The sequence below is a fragment of the Rhodococcus sp. 05-2254-6 genome (assembly GCF_002258565.1).
Lineage (GTDB): Bacteria > Actinomycetota > Actinomycetes > Mycobacteriales > Mycobacteriaceae > Rhodococcoides.
Map to the genome: position 1 here is coordinate 7442 of NZ_NOZF01000041.1, position 12257 is coordinate 19698.

8 protein-coding genes are annotated in these 12257 nt (G+C 63.8%); 7 read left to right on the forward strand and 1 reads right to left on the reverse strand.

Annotated features, from left to right (window positions below; genetic code table 11):
* The 4 genes from CH256_RS04755 to tgt all read left to right on the forward strand — a co-directional run.
* Positions 1-760 (forward strand): MMPL family transporter (locus CH256_RS04755; RefSeq protein ID WP_179272002.1); only part of this gene is annotated, 760 nt, incomplete at its 5' end.
* An 88-nt stretch (positions 761-848) separates the two neighbouring features.
* The gene (locus CH256_RS04760; protein WP_068054689.1) at positions 849-2579 is read left to right on the forward strand and encodes an ABC transporter ATP-binding protein; all 1731 of its coding nucleotides are present in this window, start codon (positions 849-851) and stop codon (positions 2577-2579) included.
* An 8-nt stretch (positions 2580-2587) separates the two neighbouring features.
* Positions 2588-4522, forward strand: a complete 1935-nt coding sequence (locus CH256_RS04765) for an ABC transporter ATP-binding protein (protein ID WP_306438702.1) — start codon at positions 2588-2590, stop codon at positions 4520-4522.
* Positions 4523-4609: 87 nt separating this feature from the next.
* Positions 4610-5848 (forward strand): tRNA guanosine(34) transglycosylase Tgt, encoded by a 1239-nt coding sequence (tgt, locus tag CH256_RS04770; protein ID WP_094668999.1) that lies wholly within the window; start codon positions 4610-4612, stop codon positions 5846-5848.
* Here the strand turns inward: tgt and CH256_RS04775 are convergent.
* On the reverse strand, positions 5802-6488 hold the full coding sequence (locus tag CH256_RS04775; protein WP_255183178.1) for a pyridoxamine 5'-phosphate oxidase family protein: 687 nt from the start codon (positions 6486-6488) through the stop codon (positions 5802-5804). The genes tgt and CH256_RS04775 overlap by 47 nt on opposite strands.
* Positions 6489-6645: 157 nt before the next feature.
* Here CH256_RS04775 and CH256_RS04780 point away from each other — a divergent pair, with 157 nt between their 5' ends.
* The 3 genes from CH256_RS04780 to CH256_RS04790 are packed head-to-tail and all read left to right on the forward strand — an operon-like array spanning position 6646 to position 12256.
* A complete protein-coding gene (locus CH256_RS04780) occupies positions 6646-11016 on the forward strand; it encodes an amino acid adenylation domain-containing protein (RefSeq protein ID WP_256989367.1) in 4371 nt (1456 codons plus the stop codon).
* Positions 11017-11067: 51 nt separating this feature from the next.
* Positions 11068-11544, forward strand: a complete 477-nt coding sequence (locus CH256_RS04785; RefSeq protein ID WP_094669001.1) for a DUF2231 domain-containing protein — start codon at positions 11068-11070, stop codon at positions 11542-11544.
* The gene (locus CH256_RS04790; protein ID WP_094669002.1) at positions 11537-12256 is read left to right on the forward strand and encodes a VIT1/CCC1 transporter family protein; all 720 of its coding nucleotides are present in this window, start codon (positions 11537-11539) and stop codon (positions 12254-12256) included. Before CH256_RS04785 ends, CH256_RS04790 begins: the two co-directional genes overlap by 8 nt.
* The last annotated feature ends 1 nt before the right edge of the window (position 12257 follow it).

Consider the following 12257-nt stretch of genomic DNA (forward strand, 5'->3'; position numbering starts at 1 on the left):
CGGAGATGTGTATAAGAGACACGGTTCGGCGTTGCGGATATTGGCCACCAGGTCCTTGGTCTGCTCGCTGTTGGGCGTGCAGGCCAGCGACGGCGTCTCGTACGGCGTCACCGGCCAGACGGCGCTCGAACTCGACGTCTCCGAACGACTGCAGGACGCCTTGATCCCGTACCTGGCAGTGGTGGTCGGCCTGGCGTTCGTGCTGCTGATGCTGGTGTTCCGCTCGATCCTGGTGCCGCTGACCGCGACACTCGGCTTCCTGCTCAGCGTGCTCGCGACGTTCGGTGCCACGGTGTTCATCTTCCAAGAGGGCGGGCTCGGCCTGATCTCCAACCCGCAGCCGATCGTCAGCTTCATGCCGATCTTCCTCATCGGTGTGGTGTTCGGCCTGGCGATGGACTACCAGGTGTTCCTCGTCTCGCGGATGCGTGAGGAGTTCGTCCACGGAGCCGCCGCCAAGGACGCCGTCGTCAACGGCTTCAAGTACGGCGCACGCGTGGTCACCTCGGCTGCAGTCATCATGATTTCGGTGTTCGCCGCCTTCATCGCCGAGCCGGACTCGTTCATCAAGTCCATCGGATTCGCGCTCGCCGCAGCCGTGTTCTTCGACGCCTTCGTCGTGCGCATGGTGCTGATCCCGTCGGTGATGGCGCTGATGGGCGACAAGGCCTGGTGGCTGCCGAAGTGGCTGGACAAGATCCTGCCCAACGTCGACATCGAAGGTGCCAAGCTGAAGACGGCCCCGGAGAAGAGCGCGTAGTACTTGCGTCGCGGCTGAGGCCGAAGATTACCCGTAATACTCGAACGGAGAGACTGTTATCCATGTGTACGAGTAATCTTCGGTCATCATGCTGATCCCCCTGCTGCGCACGTATCTGGCTCCGTACAAGATGCCGATCGTCGCGTTGATTCTGCTGCAACTGGTCGCCACGCTGGCCGCCCTGTTCCTGCCCAGTCTCAATGCCGACATCATCGACAAGGGCGTCACCACCGGCGACACCGGCTACATCCTCTCGGCCGGCGGAGTCATGTTGCTGGTCTCGGCAGTGCAGATCATCAGCTCGGTGGCCGCGGTGTTCATCGGTGCGCGCGCGGCCATGGGTGTCGGACGCGACCTGCGCGGTGCCATCCTGCATCGCGTCGGCACGTTCTCCGCCCGTGAGGTCGGCCAGTTCGGAGCGCCGTCGCTGATCACCCGCAACACCAACGATGTTCAGCAGGTGCAGCTGGTGATCGTCATGGGGTTCACCATCGTGGTGATGGCACCGATCATGTGCGTCGGCGGCATCGTGATGTCGCTGCGCGAGGATCTCGGGTTGTCGTGGATCCTGATGATCGCGGTGCCGGGGCTCGCGATCTCCATGGGCCTGATCATCGTCAAGATGGTCCCGGCGTTCCGCTCGATGCAGAAGCGTATCGACGCCGTCAATCGTGTCCTGCGCGAGCAGATCACCGGAATTCGCGTGGTGCGAGCCTTCGTTCGCGAGGATTTCGAGATCGACCGTTTCGGGTCGGCCAACGCCGCGCTCACCGATACCGCCCTGCGCGTCGGACGGCTCATGGCACTGATGTTCCCGACGGTCATGCTCATCAGCAACGTCACCAGCGTTGCCGTCATCTGGTTCGGTGGCCACGCGATCGACGACGGCACGATGCAGATCGGTTCTCTCACAGCACTTCTGAGCTACATCATGCTCATTCTCATGTCGGTGATGATGGCCTCCTTCATCGCGATGATGGTTCCCCGCGCGTCGGTGTGTGCCGATCGCATCAGTGAGGTACTGGCCACCGAATCCTCGGTCGTGTTGCCGGACAAGCCCAAGACTTTCGCATCCTCGCCGGGAACGGTCGAGCTCGTGAACGCCGAATTCTCCTTCCCCGGTGCCGAATATCCGGTGCTGTGCGGAGTCAACCTCAGAGCCGAGGCCGGCAAGGTCACCGCCATCATCGGCGGCACCGGCTCGGGAAAGTCCACCCTCGTCAACCTGATTCCGCGACTCATCGACGTCACCGGCGGTGAGGTACGCGTCGGCGGCGTCGACATCCGCGAACTCGATCTGGATCTGTTGCGCTCCGAGATAGGTCTGATCCCGCAGAAGCCGTACCTGTTCTCGGGCACCATCGCGAGCAACCTGCGCTACGGCAAGTCCGACGCCACCGACGCGGAACTGTGGGAGGCACTCGAGATCGCCCAGGGTGCCGACTTCGTTCGGGCCATGCCGGAGGGATTGGACACTCCCGTCGCGCAGGGCGGTACGACGGTCTCCGGCGGTCAGCGGCAACGCCTCGCCATCGCCCGCGCTCTGGTGCGCAAACCCAGCATCTATCTGTTCGACGATTCGTTCTCCGCACTCGACCTCACCACCGACGCCAATCTGCGCGCGGCTCTGAAGGCAGTGACGAGAGATGCATGCATGATCGTTGTCGCGCAGCGCGTCTCGACCATCATCGACGCCGATCAGATTCTCGTACTCGACGACGGAAAGCCGGTAGGTGTGGGTACCCACGACCAATTGATGGCCGATTGCCCCACCTACGCCGAGATCGTCGACTCGCAGCACGCAGTGGGTGCACTGTGACCGCGCAGGTGGAGAAGACGGAAGAGGAAGAGATCGCCCCCGTCTCCAAGACTGTGAAGCCGGGAACCAAGGCCCGCAACTTCAAAGGTTCGTTCAAGCGTCTGGTGGGCCTGCTCGCTCCCGAGCGTCTGCTCCTGTCGGTGATGCTGTTGTTCGGTATCGCCAGCACCGTGCTGACCGTCGCGGCACCCAGCGTCCTCGGACACGCGACGGACCTCATCTTCAACGGCGTCGTCGGCCGCGAGCTCGATCCGGGTCAGACCCGAGATCAGGCCATCGACCAGCTCCGGGCGGAGGGGAACGACTCCGTCGCAGATCTGGTGTCCGGGACGAACCTGACCCCCGGAGCCGGAATCGACTTCGGTGCAGTGGGAACCGTGCTGCTGTGGGTCCTGGTTCTGTATGTGCTCTCTGCGGTGCTGGCCTGGGCGCAGGGATACATCCTCAACATCGCGCTGCAGCGTCGAATCCTGTTGCTGCGCGGTAGCGTCGAAGCGAAGGTGCATCGCCTGCCGCTCAAGTACTTCGACAACCACGCTCGCGGCGAGACACTGAGCCGCGTCACCAACGACATCGACAACGTCTCCACCAGCCTGCAGCAGACGCTCAGTCAGTTGATCACCGGCATTCTCACCGTGCTGGGCATTCTCGGCGTCATGATCTGGATCTCGCCGTTGCTGGCTCTCGTTGCGGTGCTGACCATTCCGGCGTCGTTCGCGGTGACCGCCGTGATCGCCAAGCGTTCACAACCGCACTTCGTCGCGCAGTGGAAGCACACCGGCAAGCTCAACGCGCAGATCGAAGAGACGTACACGGGCCACGAGATCGTCAAGGCCTTCGGTCGTCAGGCCGAGGTGGAACGCGAGTTCGGCGAGCGCAACGAGAAGTTGTTCCAGTCGAGCTTCCGGGCGCAGTTCATCTCCGGCATGATCATGCCCGTCATCATGTTCCTCGGGAACATCAACTACGTGGTCATCGCCGTGGTCGGCGGGCTGCGGGTCGCGTCGGGCACACTCACTCTCGGTGAGGTGCAGGCGTTCATCCAGTACTCGCGTCAGTTCACGCAGCCGCTCACGCAGGTGGGTTCGATGGTGAATCTGGTGCAGTCGGGTGTCGCGTCGGCCGAGCGCATCTTCGAGGTCCTCGACGCCGAGGAAGAGGACGCCGACCCGGCCGATGCGGTGCGGCCCACCGAGCGCCGAGGACGCGTCGAATTCGAGGACGTCTCGTTCGGCTACTCTCCCGACCGCCCGCTCATCGAGAACCTCTCGCTGGTGGCCGATCCCGGACATCTGGTCGCGATCGTCGGACCGACCGGCGCGGGCAAGACCACCCTGGTGAACCTCATCATGCGGTTCTACGAGATCGATTCCGGCCGAATCACCCTCGACGGCGTCGACACCCGCAAGATGACCCGTGAGGAACTGCGCGCTCGCACCGGAATGGTGCTGCAGGACACCTGGCTGTTCGGCGGAACCATTCGCGACAACATCGCCTACGGCGACCCGAGTGCCAGCGAGGAAGAAATCCTCGAGGCCGCGCGAGTGAGCTACGTGGACCGCTTCGTCCACTCGTTGCCCGACGGCTACGACACGATCATCGACGAGGAAGGCAACAACGTCAGCGCCGGTGAGAAGCAGCTCATCACCATCGCCCGCGCCTTCCTGGCCAAGCCGCTGATCCTCATCCTCGACGAGGCCACCAGCTCGGTGGACACCCGCACCGAACTGCTGGTGCAGAAGGCCACCGCGAAGCTGCGCACCGATCGCACCAGCTTCGTTATCGCGCACCGGCTTTCGACCATCCGCGACGCGGACACCATCGTGGTGATGGAAAACGGCAGCATCGTCGAACAGGGCAATCACGAGGAACTGCTCGCGGCCAAGGGTGCCTACTTCCGCCTGAATGCGGCGGGAGCGGCTCCGCCGCAGGTGCACGGCTGAGTCACCGGTCGTTCCGCAGGCTCCACTCCTGCCTCGTAGCCTGCTACGAGTTTCCGCTCACAAGCGGCGAAGCGGCATACTGACGCGGTGAGTTCCTCCAGTTTCGGCTTCGATATCGGCACCCGGCTCGACGGTGAGTTGGGCCGCACCGGCACCATCCACACCCCGCACGGTGATATCGCCACCCCCGCGTTCATCGCGGTGGGAACCAAGGCGACCGTCAAAGCGGTGCTGCCGGAGGCGATGAAGGAACTCGGCGCTCAGGCGGTGCTCGCCAACGCGTACCACCTGTATCTGCAGCCGGGCTCGGACATCGTCGACGAGGCGGGTGGGCTGGGCAAGTTCATGAACTGGGACGGGCCGACGTTCACCGACAGCGGCGGATTTCAGGTGATGTCGCTCGGCGTGGGGTTCAAGAAGGTCATCTCGATGGACGCCACGCGCGTGCAGTCCGACGACGTCATCGCCGAGGGCAAGGAACGTCTCGCGCACGTCGACGACGACGGGGTGACGTTCAAGTCCCACCTCGACGGCTCCAAGCATCGGTTCACTCCCGAGGTGTCGATGCAGATTCAGCATCGCCTCGGAGCAGACATCATGTTCGCGTTCGACGAGCTGACCACGCTGATGAATACCCGCGGCTACCAAGAGAAGTCGGTCGATCGGACGCAGGCGTGGGCAAAGCGATGCGTCCTCGAGCACGAACGGCTGACGGTCGAGCGCGCCGACAAGCCGTATCAAGCGCTGTTCGGGGTGGTGCAGGGAGCGCAGTACGAGGATCTACGACGCAAGGCCGCGCACGATCTCGAGACCATCACCGGCGAGACAGGACGCGGCTTCGACGGCTACGGCATCGGCGGCGCACTCGAAAAGCAGAACCTGGGCACCATCACTCGGTGGGTGAACGAGGAACTGCCCGAACACAAGCCGCGGCACATGCTCGGCATCAGCGAGCCGGACGACTTCTTCACCGCCATCGAGAACGGTGCCGACACGTTCGACTGCGTCAATCCCTCACGCGTGGCACGTAATGCGGCGATCTACGTGCCGACGGGACGCTTCAACATCAACACCGCCAAGCATCGTCGCGACTTCACCCCGATCGACGAGAACTGCGACTGCTACACCTGCGCGCACTACACCCGCGCGTACATCCATCACCTGTTCAAGGCCAAGGAGATGCTCGCGTCGACGCTGTGCACCATCCACAACGAGCGCTTCACGGTCAAACTCGTCGACGACATTCGCGCCTCCATCGATCAGGGACGCTTCGCGGAATTCAAGACGGAGTTCCTGGGTCGCTTCTATGCGTCGAAAACTGCGTGAGCTGATCTTCGAGCTCCGAAATGCGCTGTAGCAGTTCCTGTTCCCGTTCGCCGGCTTTGCGCTGGTAGACCTCGGAGAGCTCCGCGAGGTAGGCCGCGTCGTAGCGGGGGATGATGCTGCGGGTGCAGTTCCAGTCGAATGCCTCGACGTCGATGACGACGCTGCGTTCGCACGTGGCGGCGACGGTCATGTCGCCGATCTTTTTCAGCCGGTCCAGCAGTTCGGGGTCGTCGGCCGCTTCGACGGTACGTGCCCGTCCGTAGAGCTTGAGGCGTTGGCGCAGAGGGTAATTCACCAGAAGCAGTGCGACGCGATCGTCGTGATCGAGATTGGCAGCCGTGACGTACTGGTGGTTACCGGCGAAATCGGCGAAACCCAGCGTGTGATCGTCGAGAACCTGCAGAAAGCCTTTCGGGCCACTTCGGTACTGGATGTAGGGCCACCCGGTCTCGGCGACGGTGGCGATCTGGAATTGATCGAGCGCGCGAATCATGGCCTTCTCGCGAGTGTCGAGAGGCGTCGGGCCGTCGTCGGGTCGCTCGGTCTGTGAGCCGTAGGCGGTGTAACTACCGTCGACCTTCTGCCGCGCAATCGCAGCAGGGCCGAACATCAAGTGGTGATAGTGGTTGCTCTGCGGCACGGGTGTCACCTTAGGACAGGCCTGGTGTTTCCCGCGTTCAGGCCGCTGCCTGACGCGCTCGGCACCGTCACTTCGGATCGGGGCGTACGGTAATACTACCGACTGTGTAGTAGCAGCACGCCCTGGGGGGACCACCATGTTCGACGACGCCTTACCTGTGAGTTCGTCCCAGGCCGATATCTGGATTGCTCAACAGTTCATGCCGGACGTGCCCTTCACCATTGCGTATTTCGTCGACATCATCGGCGCTGTGAACCTGGACTCGCTGGTCGAGTGCGGTAGCCGGGCGCATCGAGAGTTCTCGTCGTCGACGATGCGAATCATCGAGGTCGACGGCACCCCGATGCAGCGGTTCGAGCCTCGGGAGACCGACAGGGTGGAGATCCTCGATTTCCGCGAACACGACCGGCCGGCCGACGCGGCGACGCAGTGGATGGAAGACGATTGCCGCACGCCGTTCTCGATGGACGGCCAGCTCGTGCGGTTGTGTGTCCTTCGCGTCGGGGACGATCGCGTGTTCTGGTACACCCGAGCCCATCACATCGCGCTAGACGGTTATGCCTCGATGAAGGTACTCGAGCGGGCGGCGGCCCTGTATGCCGCCGCGTCCGGTGGCGTCGAGCCTGTGGCTGTCGACCCGACGACGCCGGCCGCGCTTGTCGCCGAGGACGAGCGCTACCGCACCTCCGCCCGCGCACGACGCGATCGAGCGCACTGGCAGTCCGCAGACCTGGGTCACGCCGAGCCTCTCGGCCGAATTGTTCAACCTGCATCGGTGCCGATCGTCGTCGGCGAGGATCGATCGGTTTCTCCGACCGCTGCCGGTTATGCGACATCGACTGTGGTGATCGCTGCCTTCGCCGCGTACCTGGCGCGTATGAACGACACCGAGAACGTGGATCTGTCGTTGCCGGTCTCGGCGCGGCCGACGGCGATGTTGCGCCGGGCGGGTTCCTCGTTGTCGAACGTTGTGCCGCTGAGCCTGCCGGGCATCGGATCTGCGACGGTGAACAACGTGATCAAGTCCACCGAGGTGGCGATCGGTGCCGTGCTCCGCCATCAGCGCAGCAGACCTCAGTTGTCCAAGAGTGGTAATGCGCTGAGCGCAGGGCTTTTCGGGCAAACGATCAACGTGATGATGTTCGCGAACACCGTGGCCATCGGCGACTTCGACGGTGAGATCAACATTCTGACGACGGGCCCGGTGTCCGACCTCGCCGTCAACATCTACCCCGGTCGAGGTGGAGCGCGTCCTCGCATCGACTTCGAGGCCAACCCTGCCGCCTACACACCGAGCGACCTGGCGCGCCACCATGCTCGATTCCTGTACTTTCTTGACCGTTTCGCCGAATCCGGCTACGGCGCTACCGCGATAGCAGACCTCGACCTGTTCTTGCCCGACGAGCGGTGTACGACGCCCGCCTCGGTGGGCGCGGCCGTGACCGAGCGTGGATCTCTGAACGACGTCTTTTCGATGGCAATCATGCAGCACGGCAATCGAATTGCGATCCAGGATGCGGAGGTGTCGGTCACCTACGCGGAGTTGGATGAGAGAGTCGCCGCACTCGCATCCGCCTTGAGTGCGCGAGGAATCGGTACCGAGGACCGGGTCGCTGTGCGTATCGGCCGATCCGCGGAGGGCGTCGTCGCGTTCTGGGCCATCGCACGAGTCGGTGCGGTGTACGTTCCGGTCGACCCGAATCACCCGCGCGAGAGAGCGCAGTTCGTGGTGCGAAACAGCGGAGCGGTGTTGGGCCTGTGCACCGGAGGTGCCGAGCTGGGTGTGGTGGAGTGGCTGAGCCTCGATGACGTTCTCGCGGAGGGAGGCCCGGGTGATGAACCCGCGCCGACGACACCACACCACGCGGCGTACGTCATCTACACCTCCGGCTCCACCGGCACTCCCAAGGGCGTCGTCGTCACCCACGGTGGCATCGCCGCTCTGGTGCAACAGATCAGGAGCAGCTACGACCTCGACGCCGAGTCGCGCGTCTGTCATCTCGCCTCTCACGGGTTCGATACCGCTGTGGTCGAAGTGCTTGCCGCAGCAACCGCCGGCGCGGCAGTGGTGATCGCTCCGCCGGATAGCTACGGCGGCGCAGAACTGTCGGAACTGATTGCCCAGCAATCGATCACACATCTGCTGATCACGCCCTCGGCGCTGGCCACGCTGGATCCCGCAGCCCTGTCGCATGTCGGGACCATCATCATCGGCGGTGAATCGGCACCGCAGGACACCGTCGGTCGATGGTCGGTGGGTCGACGACTGCTCAACGCCTACGGGCCCACCGAGACGACCTGCAGTGTTACCATGACCGAGGCTCTGAACCCGGGCAGCGTGGACGGAATCGGTCGAGCCATGGTGGGGACGGTGATTCACCTTCTCGATCGGGCGTTGCGGCCGGTTCCCTCGGGTGCAGTCGGCGAAATCTACATCGAGACCCCCGGCGTTGCGCGCGGATATCTCGGGCGCACCGCAGAAACGGCAGCTCGCTTCGTTGCGAATCCGTTCGGCAGCACCGGTCTTCGGATGTTCCGCAGCGGAGATCGGGCGCGTCTACGCGGAGACGGGACGCTGGAGTTCCTCGGACGCACCGACGACCAGATCAAGATCCGCGGCAATCGCGTCGAACTCGGGGAGGTCGACGCGGCACTGCGATCGCATCCGGAGGTCGCTGCGGCGTCGTCGTCGTTGCACCGCAGCCGTACTGGTGACCTTCGTATCGACGGGTACATCGTCCCGAAGCGGCCGGGGGAGCTCGTCGACACGACGCGAATCCGCAACGATCTCGTGGGGCGTCTGCCTGCCCACATGGTCCCGGCGACGATCTCGGTTCTCGACGAGATTCCGCTGACGATCAACCGGAAGATCGATCGCGGAGCGCTGCCGGCACCCGATCTGTCCATGTTGTCGACCGGGGACCGAACTGCGCCGTCCGGTGCGACCGAGGAGATGGTGGCGGCAGCCTTCTCGCGTGTACTCGACACAGATGACATCGACTGCGCCACCTCGTTCTTCGACCTCGGTGGTGACTCGCTCGCCGCGACCAGAGTCGTCGCATCGATCCGGGCCGAGGCATCGGTGGACATTGGCGTGCGAGACCTTGCGGTGGCTCCGTCCGTGCAGGCCTTCGCGGCACGGATCGATGCACGCCGTCGTGTCGGACTACGGCACAATTCGCGACCTGAACAAGGTATGTCGCAGGACGTGCTCGCAATTCCGCTGGCACCGCAGCAACGCCACATCGATCGCAGTGCAGCGCTACCGCTGTCCAATCTGCCGTTCACGGTGTCGATAACAGGGGAGTTCGATCCAGCGGCAGCCTCGCACGCGTTGACCGATCTGACCGAGCGACACAGCACGCTGCGGACGCGCTACCCGGATGTCGATGGGGCTCCAGTTCAGGTGATCGAGCAGGATTCTGCCGCCGTGGCACCGAACCTCGACGTGGTCGACTTCGATGACGCCGAGGTACTGCAGACCATGGAGCACCCTTTCGACGTGCGTACCCAATTCCCGATCCGTGCTCGCCTGTTCGCGGTAGCACCCGATCACCACGTGCTGGCGTGCGCCGTTCACCACATCGCAGCGGACGGGTGGTCTCTCGGGCTGCTGGCCTCGGATTTCGTACTGGCTTATCAGGCCAGGATGGCCGGCAGTGCACCGTCGTGGCCCGAATTGCCCTTGCAGTACGCCGATTACAGTGTCTGGGCCGCCGATCGGGATGTATCGGCCGACATCGAGTTCTGGCGCGCGGAACTCGCAGGTGTCCCCAGCGGCACAGAGTTGCCGTTTGACCGGCCACGTACACAGGAGTGGGACTTCTCCGGTGCGCGCACATCGCTTCGCTTCGATGCACCCGCCACGGAGAAAATCACCGAACTTGCCCAGCGTTGTGGGACAGGACGATTCAGCGTGCTGCGCGCAGCACTGCTGATTCTGCTCGCCGAACTCACGACATCCACGGATATCGTCGTCGGGACCCCGGTTGCCGGACGCGACGATCCGAGGCTCGAGCAGCTGGTCGGTACCTTCACCAACACCGTCGCGATTCGGACGGACATCGCGTCCGCTACGACTGTCGAGGACGTGGTGCAGGCGGCCCGTGGGAGCGAGCTGCGCGCCTTCGATCATGCGTCGGTGCCGTTCGAAGATGTCGTCGCCGAGCTCGCTCCTGACACGGCGGCCGGGCAGCACCCGATTTTCCAGGTCGCGCTGTCTCTGGATGTCTTCGCCGCCGCAACCCTCGACCTGGGGGGCATGCGTGTCGAGATCACACCCCGACCGATTGACATCGCCAAATGCGACCTGCATCTGCACGTCACCGAACGGCGGGACGACCAAGGGAAGGCTATCGGTATCGACGTCGACATCGTCTATCCCACAGCACTGTTCGACGCGAATACCGTTGTCGCGTTGGGACGGAGTCTCGAGCAGATCGTGCGTGCGATGGTCGCAGCACCCGACTCAGCGTGGCGATCCCTGGCGGCATTAGATCCATCCATGCAACTACTACACAACGTGTAGCATGTGCTGTGCGTGAGGTGCACGCGACTTTCCAAGCCAGCGGGAGAACGCATGTCCACCTTCAACGGCCTACCGGCCCACATTCTTCTCGTTCACTTCATCGTGGTGCTGGCACCGCTGACCGCGCTGCTCGCCATCGCGGCCGGCATCTGGTCCGGTGTGCGCAGCCGTCTCGTGTGGCTCATCGCAGCCCTGGCGGTGTTCACGTTGGTGTTGACGCCGCTGACGACCGAGGCAGGCGAGTGGCTCGAGAAGCGCGTCCCCGAGACTGCTGCGGTCGAACAGCACGCCGAAATCGGCGACTGGATGATCTTCTTCTCCGTCGGTCTTGTCGTCGTCGCCGCGGCGCTCGTGTTCCTGCATCTGCGTGAGCGTCGGGGCAATACCCCCGTGCGATGGCAGTCGATTGCGGTGGTGGTGTTGGCAGTGGTGGTCGGAGCGACCACAATCGTCCAGGTGTACAGAATCGGTGAGTCCGGCGCGCGCGCCGCATGGGATGACGTATCGGTGACGGCCGTCGATGAGTGAGCCCGAGCCGAGCCTGCACGAGCACGAACCGCATGCGGATATGTCCGGTCGGCTGAATTGGCTGCGGGCAGGCGTGTTGGGCGCGAACGACGGCATCGTCTCCACTGCCGGCCTGGTGGTCGGTGTAGCAGCGGCCACCACCGACAGGGGGTCGCTGCTCACTGCAGGTGTTGCCGGGCTCGTTGCGGGGGCTGTGTCGATGGCGCTCGGCGAGTACGTTTCGGTGAGCACGCAGCGCGACGCCGAGCGATCCCTGTTGATCAAGGAACGCAAAGAGCTGGACGAGCAGCCCGAGGAAGAATTGGCTGAGCTCGCGGCACTGTACGAGGCCAAGGGGCTCTCGGCAGAGACTGCCCAGACCGTTGCGCGCGAACTCACCGAACACGATCCGTTTGCCGCGCACGTGGACGTCGAGTTGGGAATCGACCCGGACGCGTTGACCAATCCATGGCAAGCGGCCGCATCGTCGGCGGTGTCGTTCATCAGCGGTGCGCTTTTGCCGTTGCTCTCGATCCTGCTTCTGCCTGCTTCGCAACGTATTCCGGTCACCTTTGTCGTCGTGTTGCTGGCTCTGGCGTTGACCGGAACCATCAGTGCGCGCCTCGGCGGTGCGCCGAGTCGGCCGGCGGTGACTCGTATCGTGATCGGTGGCGCAATCGCGATGGCCGTCACCTATGCGATCGGCCAACTGGCGGGCGTCGCCGGTATCTGAG

Excerpts from the sequence above, each read along its gene's own strand:
- CH256_RS04760 (WP_068054689.1), top strand. The coding sequence starts at position 849 with ATGCTGATCCCCCTGCTGCGCACGTATCTGGCTCCGTACAAGATGCCG.
- CH256_RS04785 (WP_094669001.1), top strand. The coding sequence starts at position 11,068 with ATGTCCACCTTCAACGGCCTACCGGCCCACATTCTTCTCGTTCACTTC.
- CH256_RS04790 (WP_094669002.1), top strand. The coding sequence starts at position 11,537 with ATGAGTGAGCCCGAGCCGAGCCTGCACGAGCACGAACCGCATGCGGAT.